The 17892-nt window shown below is 58.7% G+C and carries 14 protein-coding genes; 3 read left to right on the top strand and 11 right to left on the bottom strand.

All coding sequences use genetic code 11. The features are described 5' to 3' along the window. Nucleotides 1-84 precede the first annotated feature (84 nt). From M017_RS0102560 to thiD, 3 genes are all read left to right on the top strand, one after another. Complete coding sequence (locus tag M017_RS0102560; protein WP_162179819.1) at nucleotides 85-426, top strand: PilZ domain-containing protein; 342 nt, start codon at nucleotides 85-87, stop codon at nucleotides 424-426. Between the two features lie 163 nt (nucleotides 427-589). After that, on the top strand, nucleotides 590-1306 hold the full coding sequence (locus tag M017_RS0102565; RefSeq protein WP_051669441.1) for a PP2C family protein-serine/threonine phosphatase: 717 nt from the start codon (nucleotides 590-592) through the stop codon (nucleotides 1304-1306). After that, entirely contained in the window at nucleotides 1303-2100 is a 798-nt protein-coding gene (thiD, locus tag M017_RS0102570) for a bifunctional hydroxymethylpyrimidine kinase/phosphomethylpyrimidine kinase (RefSeq protein ID WP_155121193.1), read from the top strand. Before M017_RS0102565 ends, thiD begins: the two co-directional genes overlap by 4 nt. On the opposite strand, the gene M017_RS0102575 is transcribed toward thiD, so the two are convergent. The 11 genes from M017_RS0102575 to M017_RS0102625 all read right to left on the bottom strand — a co-directional run bounded on the left by M017_RS0102575 (nucleotide 2067) and on the right by M017_RS0102625 (nucleotide 17891). Then, nucleotides 2067-3512 (bottom strand): ArnT family glycosyltransferase, encoded by a 1446-nt coding sequence (locus M017_RS0102575; protein WP_031495547.1) that lies wholly within the window; start codon nucleotides 3510-3512, stop codon nucleotides 2067-2069. The genes thiD and M017_RS0102575 overlap by 34 nt on opposite strands. Then, on the bottom strand, nucleotides 3484-5598 hold the full coding sequence (locus tag M017_RS0102580) for a glycoside hydrolase family 36 protein (RefSeq protein ID WP_155121194.1): 2115 nt from the start codon (nucleotides 5596-5598) through the stop codon (nucleotides 3484-3486). The genes M017_RS0102575 and M017_RS0102580 overlap by 29 nt, the downstream gene beginning before the upstream one ends. Then, nucleotides 5564-6709 (bottom strand): molybdopterin-synthase adenylyltransferase MoeB, encoded by a 1146-nt coding sequence (moeB, locus tag M017_RS0102585; RefSeq protein WP_031495549.1) that lies wholly within the window; start codon nucleotides 6707-6709, stop codon nucleotides 5564-5566. Before moeB ends, M017_RS0102580 begins: the two co-directional genes overlap by 35 nt. A gap of 3 nt (nucleotides 6710-6712) precedes the next feature. Next, a complete protein-coding gene (locus M017_RS29855; protein ID WP_031495551.1) occupies nucleotides 6713-6988 on the bottom strand; it encodes a MoaD/ThiS family protein in 276 nt (91 codons plus the stop codon). Beyond that, complete coding sequence (locus M017_RS0102595; RefSeq protein ID WP_031495552.1) at nucleotides 6973-7398, bottom strand: M67 family metallopeptidase; 426 nt, start codon at nucleotides 7396-7398, stop codon at nucleotides 6973-6975. The genes M017_RS29855 and M017_RS0102595 overlap by 16 nt, the downstream gene beginning before the upstream one ends. Then, a complete protein-coding gene (locus M017_RS0102600) occupies nucleotides 7391-8287 on the bottom strand; it encodes a PLP-dependent cysteine synthase family protein (protein WP_238325790.1) in 897 nt (298 codons plus the stop codon). The genes M017_RS0102595 and M017_RS0102600 overlap by 8 nt, the downstream gene beginning before the upstream one ends. A 101-nt stretch (nucleotides 8288-8388) precedes the next feature. After that, on the bottom strand, nucleotides 8389-10422 hold the full coding sequence (locus M017_RS0102605) for a redoxin domain-containing protein (protein ID WP_031495555.1): 2034 nt from the start codon (nucleotides 10420-10422) through the stop codon (nucleotides 8389-8391). Continuing rightward, nucleotides 10423-13347: a TonB-dependent receptor gene (locus M017_RS0102610; RefSeq protein ID WP_162179820.1), complete on the bottom strand. Its 2925-nt coding sequence runs from the start codon at nucleotides 13345-13347 to the stop codon at nucleotides 10423-10425. 91 nt (nucleotides 13348-13438) lie between these two features. After that, on the bottom strand, nucleotides 13439-14131 hold the full coding sequence (locus M017_RS0102615; RefSeq protein ID WP_031495559.1) for a response regulator: 693 nt from the start codon (nucleotides 14129-14131) through the stop codon (nucleotides 13439-13441). Continuing rightward, entirely contained in the window at nucleotides 14128-16701 is a 2574-nt protein-coding gene (locus M017_RS0102620) for a sensor histidine kinase (protein ID WP_155121195.1), read from the bottom strand. The genes M017_RS0102615 and M017_RS0102620 overlap by 4 nt, the downstream gene beginning before the upstream one ends. Further along, on the bottom strand, nucleotides 16671-17891 hold the full coding sequence (locus M017_RS0102625) for an outer membrane beta-barrel protein (protein WP_031495562.1): 1221 nt from the start codon (nucleotides 17889-17891) through the stop codon (nucleotides 16671-16673). The genes M017_RS0102620 and M017_RS0102625 overlap by 31 nt, the downstream gene beginning before the upstream one ends. Between the last annotated feature and the right edge of the window lies 1 nt (nucleotide 17892).

Consider the following 17892-nt stretch of genomic DNA (forward strand, 5'->3'; position numbering starts at 1 on the left):
CCTATAGTACTAGTAGAAAGCGGTGTAACCACGCGAGCATTCTCCTTGACCTCTCTGAGACCCACCTGTAGATTGGAGGAGACAGTGATCGAACACCGAAAAAATCAACGATTTGAGCTTCGGCTTCCATTCGAACTGATTCGAAGTGGGCACCGCTTTAATTATGTGCATGGACTCACTTTAAATCTATCTTCGAGTGGAGTACTTTTCGAAGCAGACGAACCGGTACCAGTCGGTGAAATCATTGAATACTTCATCACACTCCCGACAGGCCAGACCGCAGACGAGGACGTTCGTCTGCGTTGCATGGGAAAAGTGATCCGCAGCCACGATCGCTATTCTGCTGCAACGATGGAACGCTATGAGTTTGTTCGAACTCGGCCTGTAACGACTGAAGCCTCTGCAGTTGCCACCGCCTCCAACTGAAGTGCCACCAGCCTAAAAAAGCTACCTCTCCCTGCCCATCCTATACTCCGCAATATACTGAGAGAGCAATCGTGAAAAGTCTTGATCTTTTTTTCGCTGCGTTGACGCATTATGAGATAGAAAGATCTGATCTGTCTGGATGGTGTGTGGTGAACTATAACTCATGATGCCGACGATGCAAAGCTACGGCCTCAGCGACCCAGGGCGCGTCCGGAAAAATAACGAAGACTTTCTTCTCGTCAATCGCGGGCAGAACCTCTATATCGTTGCCGATGGGATGGGTGGCGCACAGGCCGGGGAAACCGCTTCGCGATTGGCTGCCGAAACCGTTCTCGAGGTGATGGAGAAGCGCGGGCAATCGCTGCGCGATCTCGAAGAGGCCTTCATTGAGGCAAACGATCGCGTGAAGCGAACCGCCGCGAGCGATCTGACTCTCGAAGGCATGGGCACCACGCTCGTCGGTGTTCTCGAAGACCAGAACGAACTCCACATTGCCAGCGTCGGTGACAGCCGTGTCTATTCTTACTACCAGGGCAAGCTCGAGTCGCTCATGGAAGACCAGACCTGGGTCAATGAAGTGGGCCGCCGTCTGGGCATCGATGAGGACACGCTCAAGCGGCATCCGATGCGCCATGTCCTGACCATGGCAATTGGCGTCGGCAATCCGCTCCGCGTCAACACCAAAACCGTCCCCAAGCTTCCTGGCATGCAGTTGCTGCTGTGCAGCGATGGCTTGCACGGTGTGGTGGGCGCAGACGCGATCATTGCGGTGCTGGCTGATCCCGATAAGGATCTCCCCTCGAAGGCCCAGACCCTGGTTGATGCGGCGCGCAATGCCGGTGGCCCGGACAACATCACGGTTCTGATCCTGCAGGTGTGAAGATTCCCGTTGCGCTGTCGATTGCCGGATCGGACCCCAGCGGCGGGGCAGGCATCCAGGCCGATCTCAAAAGCTTCCATCAATTTGGTGTCTATGGCGAAGCGGTGATCACACTGCTGACCGTGCAAAACACGGTTGCCGTCGAACAGGTGCGCGTCCTCGAGCCCGATTTTGTTGTCGCCCAGTTACGGGCGGTGCTCGAAGACATTCCGCCGCTGGCAGCAAAAACCGGAGCGCTAGGCAATGCCGCGCTCGTCGAAGCGATCGCCTTTGAGGCGACGGAGTTTCTCTTCCCGCTGGTTGTCGACCCGGTGATGGTCTCCAAACACGGCGCTCCGCTGATGGACGAAGCGGCACGCGAGAAGCTCATCGAATTGCTGCTGCCTGCCGCCAGCCTGGTGACTCCGAATCTGCCCGAGGCGAGCGTCATCACCGGACGGGACATTGCAGATTTCGCGCAGATGCGGGACGCCGCTTTGGCGATTCTCGATCTCGGTGCTGGCGCTGTCTTATTGAAGGGCGGCCATCTGGCAGGCGATGCCATCGACCTGCTGCTGTGGCCTGGCGGCGAGCGGGTGCTGCCCGCGCCGCGCCTCACCACACCACACACGCATGGCACCGGCTGCAGCTATTCAGCAGCCATCACTGCACTGCTCGCCGCCGGAGTACCGCTCGAAGAGGCTGTCGCCCAGGCGAAGGATTGGATTCATCGCGCAATCGATACGAATCCCGGGCTAGGCCGTGGCAATGGCCCGGTCAATCACTTCGCAAAACCCGGTCCATCGAGAAGCTGAAAGCGATTGGGCCTGGGGCCCGCCACGGGGTGGCGGCTCTTCAGCCTGATTTTCGTTGTCTCGACAATCACTTCATGCGGCACGGACATGGCAAGAGCGGCCCAAGCCTTGGGCGGCAAGAGAAAGTCCCGCTGCGGGCTCCCTGCAATGAGCAGACGGAGCGCATCGAGATCCTTCACCAGCACCGCATCGACCTGTGCCCCCGGGTCAGCCAGAAAGCGCTCGGTGCTCTTCGCGATGCCGCGCTGTTCAAAGTCGAGCGGCCCGTTGGGCGGCAAGTGTTCCAGTAGAAAGACATAGCGAAGCGTCGCATCGGGACTCAGGGCCGTGCGGAGCTGATCGTCCGCATCGAGATGCAGAACTTCGCGCTCTGCAAGGTCAGAGCCGATTGGCCGCAAGCCGGGAGACGCCGGCCCGTTGCCCAGCCAGCCCACTAAGGCAAGCGGCGCCAACCATAACGGGAGCCAGCCGCGCGAACACAACAGAATCGCCGGCACCAAGGGAACCAGGTAACTCGCATTCTGATAGCTGTAGGCGGCGATGGCCAAGCTCAACACGCCACACCACACCAGCCAGACGGGGCTCCATCGGCGTAACAGCAAGGGAACGAAGAGCGGCCAAAGCGTCTGGGCCCGCACCGCGTAGAAGTGCCAATGGCTTTCCTGCGTCGACTGCACCGGCGCGGCCACCGCGTAGCTGAGCAGTTCCACGCCCAGATACTCCGCCAGGAACCATTCGCGATTCGCAAAGAACTGATACGCATGCCAGGGCAAGGCGACCACTGCGGTGGCAACCGCAACCTCGACCCATCGCCGCCAGGGAGGCCGCCCCCAGAACAGCATCGCCAGTGGCAGAACACCGGCAAACCACTTCGTCATCACCGCCAGGCCCACCAGAGCGCCAAAGACCCAGGCCGAGCCGCGGCCTTCGAGCTTGCGATCCTTCGCGATCCACAGCACCGCCAGCAAATACAGCAGCGTCAGCAGATCGTCCATCATCGCCAGCCCGGCCCGCGCACGCCAAAGATATTGGCTGAAGCAAAGCAGCCAGCCCACTGGGCCGAGCGTTGCATAGAGAAGAGTCAGGACGCCAGCCGCCGCAAGAATCCCCGGCAGCCGCAAAGCCCAAAGATGCGGGCCAAACAGACGAAGCGAGGCCGCCGACAGCCAATGGAAGAGGGGCGGCTTGACCAACGAGAGACGGCCGAGGAACTGCGGCGTGAGCGGCGTTTCTCCATTGGCGATACGCAGAATGCTGTGCGCATATAGAGCCTCGTCCTGGGCAAGGGTCCCCGCCGCCGGGTCCACGAACGCGGCAGCAACGGGAGCACTGGGTTCGATGAGAAAGGCCGACAGGACAAAGACCAGCACCAGCGCGGGAAAACTACGGAGCCAGGGGACGGGCGTAGACAATTTCTCCAGATTCACGCTCTGGAAGATTAACACTAACGCCGTCGGCCATGAGTTGCTCGCCCGTCATCAGGTAGCTGCGCGTGTCGGTCTGGAAGCTCACCCGGTAGGTGTTCTCGGGCACCAGATCGCGAAAACGAAGCGTAAACACATCGTTGAGCGTCGCGTTGCGCACCACCACCGCAACCGCCTCATCAAGCCCCGCATGATAGGACTGGATTGCATCCGTCCGGCCATTGGCAGGCCGGGGTGTCAGATGCAGCACCTTGCTGTCGCGGATGGATTCACGAACCGTCTTATAGGCATCGATCTCAGCGCGGAGGAAGGCGAGCGAATCCCCATCGAGTTCCGCCAACTGGTTCATCAAAATCCAAGGACCACCAAAGATAAAGCTGCGCGTGTTGTAATCGTTGATCGGCACACTTGGCATGTAGCGATCGGTATAGCGCAGAGGGAAAGGAAAGCTTGCACCGTATAGCCCTTGCCGCGAACCGAGCGAACCTGAAGCGTCATTGGTAATCGAGGTGACATAGTTGCGCAGCATGCGGAAGGTCATCATGTTGCCGCCGTTGGCGCAGTTTTCCCAAAGCGTGTTCGGCGTGCGGCCCTGGATCTCGGTCAGAATGCGGTTCAGGCCAAAGTCGCCGGCATAATTCCAATCGCGCGGGTCGTAGCTCAGATTCTCATTCGTGCATTCCTTGACCATGGTCTGGCCATCCTGCAGCACCCAATCCACCTTGTACTTCTGGATGACATTGACCGCTTGCTCGATCACCCAATCCTGCACCGCCGTATCGCCCAGCGCAAGCGAAACAGCACCATGGTAGTTGTAGTTTGTCGAGCAGGCCCATTCAGGATGTTCTTGCAGCACCTGAGAAGTCGCCATCGCCTCGCTGGGCACAAAATGCAGCCCGAACTTGAGACCCTTGGCATGGACATAGTCAGAGAAGCTGCGCAGGCCACTCGGGAACTTCTCTGGATCTTCTTCCCAATCGCCAATCTGCTTCGCCCACCCAAGGTCGACAATGAACAGCTCGACACCTGCCTTTGCTGCGAGGTCCACCTCGCGCTTTAACTTCTCTTCGTTGATCTCCATGCCATAGCCCCAACTGTCCCAGGCCATGTAGGGGAACTTTGCATCGGCAACCGGCATGGCCAGCGCGGCCTCGGCATAGCGTTGCGTGCGATATCCGGCCTCGTCCCAATCGCCGTTGAAGATGCCGAGAAAGGCAGCGGGCGCTTCGTAGACGGCACTCGGCTCTACCGGATGCATCAGACTGCGCGGACTCACATTCAGGCTAAGCAGGTCCTCGCCGCGTTCGACGAACGCGTCTGCATGGCCATCAAACTCCCAGCCTGCAAACAGGCCGGAATTGTCGTTCTTGAGGATGGCGAGCCAGGCACATTGTTTGCCGCCCGCGCCGGTTTGCATGGCGACGCGCCGCATCGGTTTAGACAGCGTGGTGGTGACGGTTTCGAAATTGCGATCGGTGGGAACGGTACTCCACTGGTTGACGCGAAAGACGCGATAGTCCGTGTCGTCGAGAACAGGAGCGTAGGAGAGGATGTTGTTGGCAGTGACAAAGATGCGCAGGCCCTTCAGATTCCGCACCCGCAATTGCTGGCGAAGTACCGGATGGCCGGGATACACCTGCAGGAGCAGCGAGATCTCATACCGTTCGGCAAAATCGCGAAAGACAAGTTCCCAGCCCTTGCCCCCGTTGCCGAGTTCCGAGCCACGCTGGTTCACCAGGCGTAACTGAGTGTTGGCATTGATCTCGGCGCCATCAATCTTGAGATCGATGGGACTGCCCGGATTCAGGTCCGGGGCGCGCCAAGACACCGCACCACTGGAGTCAGCCAGGCTGACCCAGTGGAAGGTGCTATCGCTTTCCTGACGGAAGCGGGCACTGAACTGATTGTTACCCAACACCCACTCCGCGGCAGGCCAACCACCGAGTGGGGAGTATTGGAAATAGACGGAATCGTCAGTCTGCGCAGACGTGATCGACCAGGCGCCCAAGAGCAGCAGCAGCCCCGTAGCAAGACGGAGACTAGTACTTCGCGACGCTCGGATCGACGGTGTCACTCCAGGCTAAGATTCCTCCCTTCATGTTTTGAACCCGCTCGTATCCGTTGAGTTTCAACAGATCGACAGCTTTTGCGCTGCGCATGCCACTCTTGCAGTGGCAAACAATGCGCGCGTTCTTCGGGATCTCGTTCAAGCGATTCGGCAACTGCCCCAGCGGGATCAGCGTCGCCTTGGCAATCGAGGCGATCTGATACTCGTGCGGCTCGCGCACGTCCACCAGTACGAAATCTTCGCCGGCATCAATGAGACCCTTCACTTCTTGCGCAGTCAACTCGCCGCCAGCCGGGACGGGCGCGGGCGCCGCATCCACCACACCGCAGAACTGTTTGTAGTCGATCAGTTCCTTGACGACACTGCACTTGCCAGAAGGGCAATCAGGATTGCGCCGCAGCTTCATCTCGCGGAACTTCATGTTCAGCGCATCGTAGAGCATCAGACGGCCATTCAGCGTCTGGCCCTTGCCGAGAATGAGCTTGACGACTTCCGTAGCCTGGATCAGGCCCACCACGCCGGGGAGAATGCCCAGAACGCCACCTTCAGCGCAGCTTGGCACCAGACCGGGAGGAGGCGGTTCCGGATAGAGGCAGCGGTAGCAGGGACCGTCTTCGGTCGCAAAGACCGAAGCCTGGCCTTCAAAACGGAAGATCGAGCCATAGACGTTCGGCTTGTTCAATAGCACGCAGGCGTCGTTGACCAGATAGCGGGTGGGGAAGTTGTCGGTGCCATCGGCAACCAGATCGTATTGCTTGACGATCTCAAGCGCGTTGTCGCTAGTGAGCGCAACTTCATGCTTGATCACTTTCAGATTCGGATTGATGTCGAGCATGCTTTCGGCAGCCGAATCGATCTTCTTCTTGCCGACGTCCTTGCTGCCGTGGATGACCTGGCGTTGCAGATTGGATTCATCGACCACATCGAAATCCACCAGCCCGATCGTGCCCACACCAGCGGCGGCCAGATAGAGCGCCATCGGCGCGCCCAGGCCACCGGTGCCCACCAGCAATACCTTCGCGTCCTTCAGCTTGATCTGGCCTTCCATGCCTACTTCCGGCAGGATCAGATGGCGCGAGTATCTTCCGATTTCCTCGTTTGTAAGAGTGGTAGCCATCGTCTAGCGGCCTCCGGCAATGCTCGGAATGATGGAAACGGTGTCGGCGGCGGCAACTTCGGTTGCTTCCTTCGACAAGTAGCGGATGTCTTCGTCGTTGACGTAGATGTTGACGAAGCTACGCAGCTTGCCTTCATCGTTGTAGAGATTCTTCTTGAGGTCAGGATGCGCGGTGGTAAGGGCGCCCAGCACTTCGCCAACAGTGGCTCCCACTGCTTCGACGCTGTCCGCGCCACCGGTAAACTGACGCAAAGGCGTCGGGATCAGGATTTTGGCCATAACAATTCCTCTTCTTCACTGGCAGTCTGGTCTACGTCGACGCGGAAGCACTTCGCATCGCGGACTTCGCCGCTGCGCACGCTCATGACGACGTTCGAGTAGAAGGGCCAGTGGTTTTTTAAATCGGTCTCAGAAAAATAAGCAGCTTCGTCCGGATGCGAATGGAAGAAGCCGAGAACACCCAAGCCCAGTTCGCGGCTCTTGCGTTCGGCAGCAATCTGGTCCTTGGGGTCGATCAGAAAGCGGTCTTTCTGCACTCCCTCATAGGCGTTGCGGCAGGCGATGGCGACACTTGCCTCACGCTTGCCGGACGTTTCGTTGCCGATCAGAATGCCACAGCACTCGTTGGGGTAATAGCTACGGGCGTGTTCGACCATCACGGCCCAAGCCTCAGCGGAAATTTCAATCATGCCAGAAGGGTTCGCTCAGATACTTGGCGGCGCCATCGCACAGAATCGTGACGATCACACCGGTCTCCCCATTTTCTACCAGGCGGGCTGCAATTTGCGTGGCCGCAAGAACATTTGCTCCGGCAGAGATGCCGACCAGCAATCCTTCCTCGCGCGCCATGCGCTTGGTCATCGCATAAGAACCCTCTGTGGAGATCCAGAGATTCTCGTCAGCCAGCGTTTCGTCGTAGATGCCAGGCACAATCGCTGTCGGCATGTGCTTGGTGCCCTCAATGCCATGGAAGCCCTGATCCGGCTGTGCCGAAAGACACTTTACAGTCGGAAGATCGCGCTTCAAGCGCCGCGCCGTGCCGGTAAAAGTACCGCTCGTGCCGAGCATCGCCACAAAGTGAGTGAGGCTGTAGTTGGTCTGGCTGAGGATCTCAGGCGCCGTCGTCTCAAAATGCGCTTTCCAGTTGGCGGGGTTGTTGTATTGGTCGGGGTAGAAGTACCGATTGGGGTCGTTCTCGTAGACTTCGCGGCACTTCACGATAGCGCCGTCGGAGCCCGCGCCCGGATCCGTCAGAATCAGATCGGCGCCATAGGCTTTCAGAATCTGCTTGCGCTCAGGGCTCGCGTTCTGCGGCAGGCAGAGACGCACTTGATAGCCCAGTGCGGCGCCAATCATCGCGTAAGCGATGCCGGTATTGCCGCTGGTCGCATCGAGAATCGTGCGCGCTTTGGTGAGTTGACCGGTGCGTTCGCCTTCTCGCACCATGCTGAGGCCAGGACGATCCTTGACACTGCCACCAGGATTGAGAAATTCCGCCTTCGCCAGAATTTCGACGCCCGGAAAGGCAGACGAAATCGCCGGAAGACGCAGCAACGGAGTGTTGCCAATCGAGTTCAATAAAGACTCGCCGTTATTTCGCTTTTGTAAGGCTGCGGCCTGCAATGAGAGGGACCTCAGCCGAAGAATACCATAATCCCGCTAGAGATTAAGTGGATTCACTAGCGCTGGAAGCCTTCCACCTGCTGGATCAGGAATCCCATGTCCTCAAAAGGCGCCCCGCCCACGCGCCCCCAGCGCAGTTTGCCTGCCGTATCGATCAGCAGTGTCGCGTGTAGTTCCATCTCTTCAAAGTCGTCGAAAGCCAGAAAGCGCTTTGCGTTTGCGTGCGTCTCATCACCAAGAAAGCGGATGCCCTGATACGCCGCGTCGCCAAGCAGAGCCTTGTTTTGAGCCGCACTATTGCCGCTGACGGCGAGTACAACCGTGTCGAGCCGCTTCCAATCGTCGTTCCTCGATTTGAGGTCGCGCAGTTGCTTCAGACAATGCGGACATTCGCTGCCCAGGTAGAAGACCAGCACGACATTCTTCCCCTTGAGCTCGCTGAGTTGGACACGCTTGCCTTCCACGTCTGCGGCATCCAGGACGGGGGCATCGATCGGCGTCCAGTTCTTGGGACCAAAGCGGGCAAGATCTGCCTTCAAATAGTCGCGCTCGGACGCGGGGAGAACCGGCTGCACGGGCTTGCCCGCCCGAGCTAGCCCGGCGAGTGCAAAGCGATCGTTGCGAGTCAGCTGGAGCGCTTTCTCATAGGCGGCAATCGCCAGATTTTTGCTGCCGGCCTGCAGGTAGGCGTCGCCCAAAGCGTTTAGCAGCACTTGTGGATAGTGCGGCGGATCGTTATCACCGTTCTGCAATTCAAACTGTTTTTCCGCCGCCTCGGTCAAAAGCCCCAGACCGAGCAGCGTTTCATTCTGCGCCAAGGCCAACCGGGCCCGCAACTCCTTCGACATGATTGCGTAGTGCGACTCGACGCTTTTGTCTTTTTCAAACTTGTCGAGTTCGGCGATGGCCTTTTCTGCTTCTTCGAGATTCCCCAGGCCGAAATGTGCCCGCGCCTCGACATAGGCCTTCAGCAGTTTGTCAGAGGCTCCCTCACGCCACGGAAAACTCCGCGTGTCGAGCAGTTCCTTCCAACGCTCATACTTCACCAGTACGCGCGCGAGGCCATGAATGCCTTGGGAGTGAGGGCTGTAGGGCTTGTCTCCATTGAAGCTGGGGTCCTGCGGAGCCTGGATCAGTTCTTTGGCACCAGCGATGGCCAGATCGGGCAAGCCGAGTTGTTCCTGGATGTAAGTGAGATAGGCGCGGTTGTGCCCCCAATTCCAATAGTTGAACGGATAGACCTGCCGCTCGTGCATATGGCGCACCTCAGTGCGCGTGGCTGCATCCATCGCAATCGCCGCCTCATTCCACATCCCAACCGTCGAATAGATATGGCCGGGCATGTGCAGGCCATGTCCTACATTGGGAGCAATGGCGCCATAGCGTGCTGCGCTCTGCAGCGCCATCTCCGGCTCGTGGTAGTTCCAGTTGTGAATACGATAGTGGTGCACCGCGGGATGATTGGGCAACTTCGCCTCCACCTCCCGCAAAATCAGCTCCGTGCCGTATCGCGCATCGCCCATACCGGAGAGAGCAAGCAGTAACTTCGCCTCCATGTCATCGGGATAGCGGACGCAAAGCGTCTCGAGCTTCTTCTGGTAGTTCAAAGCGCGATCACGGTAATTGGGCCCATGGTCCCGCAGACGATCGATGCGCTCCCGCGCCTCCAGCGCTTCGATATAGAGACGCTCCCGATCGCTCACCCCAGCCTTGCGCTTGACAGCTTCTTTGAGGAAGGCAGCACTTCGCTCGTCACCGGCGGCGCGCGCCATGCCCCAGTAACACATCGCATTGTCCGGTTCGAGCTTGGCGCACCAACGGAAGCTACGCTCGGCCTCATATTCCCAGAAGGAATGCAGCAGCGCATTGCCTTGATCGAACCACTTCTGCGTTTCCGGATTCTTGTGGGTGATCGGGAAATGCGCCTCACCAATCTCCGGAATCGCAACAGGCTTTGTTCTCGGCCCGCTATCAAAAACTTCGCCATGCTGCGAATGCCCGAGGCGCTTCTCAGCAGCGGCATACAGGCCGGAAAAGCACAACAGGGCGGCGACTGTTGCCAGTCGCCGCCCTGTTTGAAGAGTGATCATCTAGAAAGTGATTCTAGCTGCAATCTGCAGGATGCGTGGATCAAAGGAGGCCGTGTTCGACAGATAGCTGGTCTGCGGTGTCAGCGTCCGGGTTGCGGCGACAAAGCTATAAGGCGAGGTCTGCAAGCCCGAGAAGTTGGCACGATTCAGCGCATTGAAGGCTTCTCCCATCAGACGCAGCCGCACCTTTTCACGGAAGACCGGAATGTCTTTGGACACCCGCAGATCGAGGCTCGCAAAGTTGGGTCCGATGATCGTGTTGCGGCCAAAGCCGGGCGCACGATCGTTGCGCGAGTTCTGATCGTTGTTCAGATCCGTCGGAGCCGTCGCGTTAAACGGACGGCCGCTCTGGGCCTGGAAGATCACCGAAAGCTGCCAGCCGCCGAAGACCAGTTTCTTCGGGCCGGTCAGATGATTGAAGTAAGCAATGTCCCAAACGCCCGAGCCCACAAAGCGATGCTTGATATTCGCATCGCCGAGCCCGCGGTCTGCATTCGGGTTCAACGTGTCCTGCACCACCTTCGCATCGTCGCCGCCGCCCACCACAACGCTGGTGGCGTCCGGACGGCTATCGATCACCTTCGAGTAGGTATAGCTGCTCTGCAGTTGGAAGTTCTTGGAGTAGCGCTTGCTGAACTGCACGAAGCCACCATGATAGGAGGAATCGGCGCCGCTCTCAAACACCGTGATGCGCCCGAAGTTCGGGTTCGGACGAGCCGTGGACAGACGGGTGGCGTAAGGAATCTGCGCGCCTGTCGTCGACAAGGTTGCATTCACGACGACCGTGGGGAACAGATTGATGTCGCGGCTGCGCGAAAGGTGCAATCCCTTCACGCCCAGGTAGCCGAGCGTCATGGCGAAGTCACGCGCGAGTTGGCGTTCGTAGTTGAAGTTCCACTGGTAGGTCTGCGCGGTACGGAAGGTGGGGTCCATCACGTAGATGTCCGGTGTCCGGGCCAGCGCCGGAGGCGCGCTGAGAATGGCCGGATAGGCGGGGATGAGACCCGCTTGTGAAGGTACGGTCGAGCTCAGCGTATAGGTCTGCACCTGGACGCCGTTCTGCGAATGCGCCGTGCCGTACATGATGGCCGGCGTGCGCTGCGCGAACATTCCGAAACCAGCACGGATCACGCTACGGCCCGTCTTGTCGAGACGATAGGCAAGACCGAAGCGGCCCAGGATGTTGTCCTTGTTGAAAGGCACCACGTCAGTGCGAAGGCCAAGCGCGGCAAGCCCTGGATCCGGATTCCGGAAGTCATTCGAAGCCAGCTTGAACAGGTCATAGCGAACGCCGTAGGTCAGAGTCAGACGGTCCACCACGCGCCAGGTGTCCTGGAAGAAGAGGCCAACTTCGCTAGCGTTCGGATAGGTGGTGGCGCCTCGGGTGCCAGGTCCAGCAAAGCCCTGCGTGAAGGACACCGGTCTGCCATTGGCAAAGTCAGCCAGCGAATTGAAGGTGTAGCTGCCGCCGAAGTTACCGGGGAAGTAATTCGCAATGCGTTCGATGTTGACATCGGCGCCAGCCTTCAGCGTATGCGTCGAACGGATTGCCGACACGGTGTTGATGAAGTTGTACTTCTTCGAGTTTGTATAGCGGGGCGAGAAGCTGTTGCGGCCGATGCTCAACATCGTCGTACCGCTCTGGCGAATCACCGCCTCGGGGCTGGTGCTGTTAGCCAGGCCCGGCTCGTCATCGCGCAGATAGACAAAACGGGAATCCCAGATGGTCGTCGAACCGAAGACCTTGTTATAGCCCACGGAGAGGTTATCGGAGCTGATATTCGAATTGCCCGTATGCTCGGCAGCACTCTGATTGCCGGAGTTCTCGAAGTTCGTGCCCTGGAAGCGATGCGCGTTGAAGCGCACGTTCAACTGCTGCGTCGAGCTGATGTTGTAGTCGATACGGCCAGTGTAGATATTGTTGCGCTGCCCGGTCACATAAGGGCGCAGCAGCGGGGTGAGTGTGGCGACGGCGCGTTGGGAATCGGCATCGGTCAGCGGCGCGATCGGGAAGAAGACCGGATTCGGGTTCGTGTTGCGCTGCCCGTCATAGTTAAAGAAGAAGAACAGCTTGTCCTTCTTGATCGGGCCGCCCAGATTGCCACCAAACTGGTTGAAGTGATACGGCTGGCGTCCCACGCCGCGCGCCTTGTTGATCGGCGTATTCGCATTCAGTTCGCGATCACGGAAGAACCAGAAGCCGGTGCCATGAAAGTCGTTGCCACCGCTCTTGGTCACCATGTTGATCACCCCGCCGCCGGCGCGGCCAATCTCGGGAGCATAGCCCGAGGTGTTCACCTGGAACTCCTGCACTGCGTCCTGCGAGAAGGTATAAGGATTGCGGCCCCCACCGGCGCGGCCGGAGCTTTGGCCAAAGAAGAGGTTGTTCGCATCGCCGCCATCGACAAGCACGCTATTCGCGGTGCCGCGCTGGCCGCCAAAGCTGAGGTCGCCGCCACGGGTCTGATCGCGGACAACGCCTGGCGTGAGAATCGTGAAATCAAGAAAATTGCGGCCGTTGATCGGCAGATCACGCACTTCCTTCTCGTTCACGGTCGTCGACGTCGAAACACGAGCAGTCTCCACCACGGGAAGCTCGGCGGTCACCGAAGTCGTCTCGGTCATCGCACCGATCTCGAGCGTCGCATCGAAGCTGCGCACAGCGCCCACGGTCAGCTCAATGCCGCTTTTCTGATAGGATTTGAATCCATTTTTCTCGATACTGAGACGGTACAAGCCAACAGGAAGGCGCACGAAAGTGTAGACACCGGCATCGGAACTTTCCGTACTGCGGGTAAAGCCGGTGTTGGTATTGGTTGCGGTAACTTTGGCTTGCGACACCGTCGCGCCCGACGGGTCCAGGATGGTTCCATTCAGGCTGGCGCCACCGACCTCACTCTGCCCAAAGGCGATGAGGCAAGTCATGGCCACACCTATCACATAGCGTAAGACTAGAAGCATATGATCTTAGTCTACGGTTTTACTCGTTGAATTTCATGACAACCGGGTAAAAGGCTCAGTCCTCTGGGACAAAGCGGTAGCCAACGCCCGTTTCCGTCTTTAGATACCGGGGCCGGGCCGGATCGGCTTCGATCTTCCGGCGAAGTTGCGCCATATAGACGCGGAGATACTGCGCCTGATCGAGACTCTGGGGCCCCCACACAGCATTCAACAAAAAGCGCTGAGTCATCGCCTTACCCCGATGCTCGATCAGCGTCAACAACAACTTGAACTCCGTCGGCGTCAGGTGAATCTCTTCATCGTTGCGACGCAGAGACCGGCCTTCCAGATCGACACGCAAATTGCCAAACCGGAAAATGGGTTCCGCATAGGTGGCCTGCCGCTGTCTCCGCAAACCGGCACGGATGCGTGCCTGCACCTCACCGATGGAAAAGGGCTTCGCGACAAAGTCATCGGCGCCGAGATCGAGAGCCCGGATCTTATCTTCTTCCCTGCCTCGCGCACTCAGCACCACAATCGGAGCCACGCTGAACTCGCGCAGTTGAGGAATCAAGCTCAGGCCATCTCCATCCGGTAAGCCAAGATCCAGCAGCACCAGGTCCGGCTGGCGGGACCGCGCTTCTCCGATGGCCGCACCCAGCGTCGCGGCCCATGCAACACGATACCCCGCTCCTTCCAACGAGGTCTGGAGCACCCTGGAAATCTGCACATCGTCCTCGACCACTAGAATCAACGGTGCATTGGTCATGGCTTGATCGCAGGCAGCACAATCTCAAAACAAGCTCCTCGCTTGGCGCGATTCTGCACACGCACGGTACCTCCATGTGCCTCCACAATCGACTTCACAATCGTGAGTCCTAAGCCGACACCCCGAGCAGACGGCGACTCGTCCCCCCGGTAGAACTTTTCAAACACGCGCTCCTCGGTTCCAGCCGCAACGCCCGGCCCTTCATCGAGAACACGCACCCGCACTGTATCTCCCAACTTCTCTGCATTGATTTCGATCGGAGCATCTGGAGGCGAATATTTCAGCGCGTTCTCGAGCAGGTTCTGCAGAGCCTGCGCCAACAATTGCGGGTCAGCGGCCACCTCCGGAAGATCCCGCGCCACGGTCGTTCGAATCTCGCGCCCCTTGAGAAGCCGCTCCATCGAATCGAGAACACTGCCCACCACCTCTTCCATCGAGCAAGGCACTTTGTGAAGCACTACCCGGCCATCCTCGAGCCGGGTCATCTCGAGCAAATTGGTCACCAGGCGATTCAACCGTTGGGACTCATCCTCGATCGCGTTCAGCAGTTCACTCCGCCGCTCGCCGGAGATGTGCAGAGCCGGATCCAGCAGCGTAGCCGCGGCAGCAGAGATGCTGGTGAGTGGCGTTCTGAGATCGTGCGAAACAGAACTCAAGAGCGAATTGCGAAGCCGTTCGCTTTCCGCGGCCAGCGCCGACTGCCTCGCCTCATCGAGCGCGGTAATCCGCTCCATCGCCTGGACCGTCTGATTGAGAAGAGCTTCGAGCAAAGCAGCCTGTCCTGAATCTTCCGGCGGCTCTTCCAGCGCAAGCACACCATAGGACTTCTCTCGCAGCCGCAACGGACGATAGTGCGTGAGCGCCCCCGGCAAACTGTCGGTCCCCTTGCCAGCAAGCTGTCCACGATCAAAGCACCACTGCGCAATCCCTTCCTCCTGCGAGTTGGGAACAAAGCCTTCGGCCACCCGGCGGCGGAAGCTGATCTTCTCTTCTGTGTCTGGCAGAAAGACATTCCCGCGCACGCGAAAAGCCGCGTGCACCATGAGCAGCAGAGCTTCGGCGGCCTCAAAAATTCTTTGCGTGCGCGCCAGCGATTTCGACAATCGATAGAGGTTCTGCGTTCGATGTTCCCGCTCAATGGCAAGTTGCGCCTGCTGCCGCAGTTTCACCGTCAGACCACTGATCACCATGGACACCATCAGCATCACGCCGAAGGTCAACAGATACTCGGCATCCGACACGCCAAAGGTCATGTATGGCGGCACACAGAAGAAGTCGAAGCTTGCCACACTCAACACCGACGCGAACATTGCCGTCGTCTTCGAGTAACGCATCGCCACCGCCACCACGGCGAGCAGGTACACCATCACCAGGTTCGCCAGAGCGATGTACTCGCGAAAGAACATCCCGAAGGCCGTCGCCGCACAGATCCACAATGCAGCCTGCCCCAACTCCTGCCAGGGTGGCACCTCCACCCGGGTCGTGAACTTCTGTTCTACTTTGACGCCGCCATCCATGGCGATCACCGTGATCTCGCCGCTATTGGCAATCAGCGCCCCCACCAGCTTGGAGCCAGGCGACTTTCCCACCACAATTCGTGTGACGTTCTGGACCCGCGCAAAATGGAGCACCGCATCGGCGACACTGTCCCCCTGCAGGGTGACTGCCTCCGCGCCCAGACTCTCGGCGAGATGCAAAGCAGCGCGTAGATTCTGCCGGGCGGCTTCGCTGATGCCTGAAGAGTCACTTGGCTCCACAAACACGACGAACCACTCCGCCTCCCACCGGATGGCCATGCGCTTGGTGGCTCGAACCAGATTCTGGGCATAAGGGGTGGGACCGATCGCCAGCAGGATCCGTTCTGTAACCGGCCAGGTCTTCGCATTGCCATGACGGCCCCGGATGGCGTTGACGTCGAAGTCCACCCGATCGGCAGTATGCCGCAGAGCCATCTCGCGCAGTGCATTCAGATTGCCCGGCTTGAAGAAATTCTCAAGTGCCCGCGCCGCCTGCTCCGGAACATAGACCTTGCCCTCCTTCAGACGGCTGAGCAGTTCCTCGACGGGAAGATCGATCAGTTCAATCTCGTCCGCCAGTTCGAGCACCTTGTCCGGAATGGTCTCGCGCACCACCACTCCCGTGATCTGAGCCACCACATCATTCAGGCTCTCAATATGTTGCACATTGAGCGTGCTGTACACGTCGATGCCGGCATCGAGCAATTCTTCGACGTCCTGCCACCGCTTGGGGTGCCGTGCGGACTTGGAATTGCTATGGGCCAGTTCATCCATCAGGATGAGATCTGGATGCCGCGCCAGAGCGGCGTCCAGATCAAATGTCCCATCGCCGGGCAGGCGTTCAAAACCAATCAGCCGCGCTGCCGTCTCGGAGCGTCCATGGGTTTCAACAACCCCGACAACCACATCCACGCCTGCATCCAGCTTTGTACGAGCCGATTCGAGCATCGAATAAGTCTTCCCGACACCAGGAGCCGCACCGAAGAAGATCTTCAGCTTGCCGCGAATTTTCTGTTCCTGCTCTACCAAGCGCCCTGCTTGCCTCCGAACCACCAAACGAGTCCCAGCAGGGCTGTATCCATCTGCTTGCGGAACTCCCCAGGCGAATCGCTGCGGAAGTATCGATGATTCGACATGTCACGCCGGTACTCCCACCGCATCTGGAAGCCTTCTGCCATTTCAAAAGTCGAGGTCAGTGTAAAGTCGCGTAAGTTCTGGGATTGGCCGCTGAACAAGCCGCCTTTGTCGTTCAAGAGCGTGTAACGGGAGGCAACAGACCATCGCGGATGAAAGCGATACCGTGCATAGACAGCGCCCCCGGTCACCCGCTTCGGCGCGTCGTTCGGCAGCAGACGATGGATGACGTAGTCTGCTTCCGCCGCGAGAGTCCATTTTGAATTCACGTTCCAGTTCCAGTATGTGTCTAAAATCTGAAGCCGGCCAGAGCGTCCTCCAGGAGTCTCACGTCCCGCATAGTAGTTCAGATTCCCCCCGAGCTTCGCCGTCGGAGTAAAGCTCAAAATGACCGCCTGGCTCTTGAAGCGATTGAAGTCCTCTGTCTGATTCGCCCCATTCACCAACCAATAGGTCGCATTGATTTTCTCTGAGACTGGATAGCTGGTGCGCAGGCCCATGTGATAGTAAGGCAGAAAATTGAAGAAGTAACTCCGGGAATAGTTCATTTGATCTTTCGCATAATTCGTTTCGATCCCCAACGATGAAGCGAACTTGCCCATATCGACCGTGATCCCCTTCCCCACCGGAGCGATCACAGTCCCATAAGCCTGAAAGATATTTCGATAGATCGCCGGACGTGGCTCATTCAAACGATTGCCCTGCAGCGTTTGGGTGGCCTGTCCAAACTGCAGGTCCAAGCGAGCCCCCAAGTAGCGCTTCGCGGCAAGCGAAGCCGCGCGCTCGATCACCACAGTACCCTGGCTGAGCGTGAACGAGTTGTGCGAAACATCATAGGCACGCAGCTCATTTTTTCCGTCCGCCGGGCGGTTGAAGTTGTATCCGTAATAGCCATCCAGATAAAAGTTCAAGGTAGTGGCAGGGGCCTGCTCGACCTCCGCCGCCTTCTTGACCTCAGGGAGGGGCGGCACGCTGAGCTTGGCGGCGGGCGCTGCTTCCAACGCAGCCAGCCTTCGCTCCAATTGTGCAATCTTCTCTAACAACAGCTTCTCCGTTGGGGTCTGCGCCAAGAGCACAGTCCCCCACATCATCAGAACAATGGTTCTCACA

Source organism: Bryobacter aggregatus MPL3 (assembly GCF_000702445.1).
Classification (GTDB): domain Bacteria; phylum Acidobacteriota; class Terriglobia; order Bryobacterales; family Bryobacteraceae; genus Bryobacter; species Bryobacter aggregatus.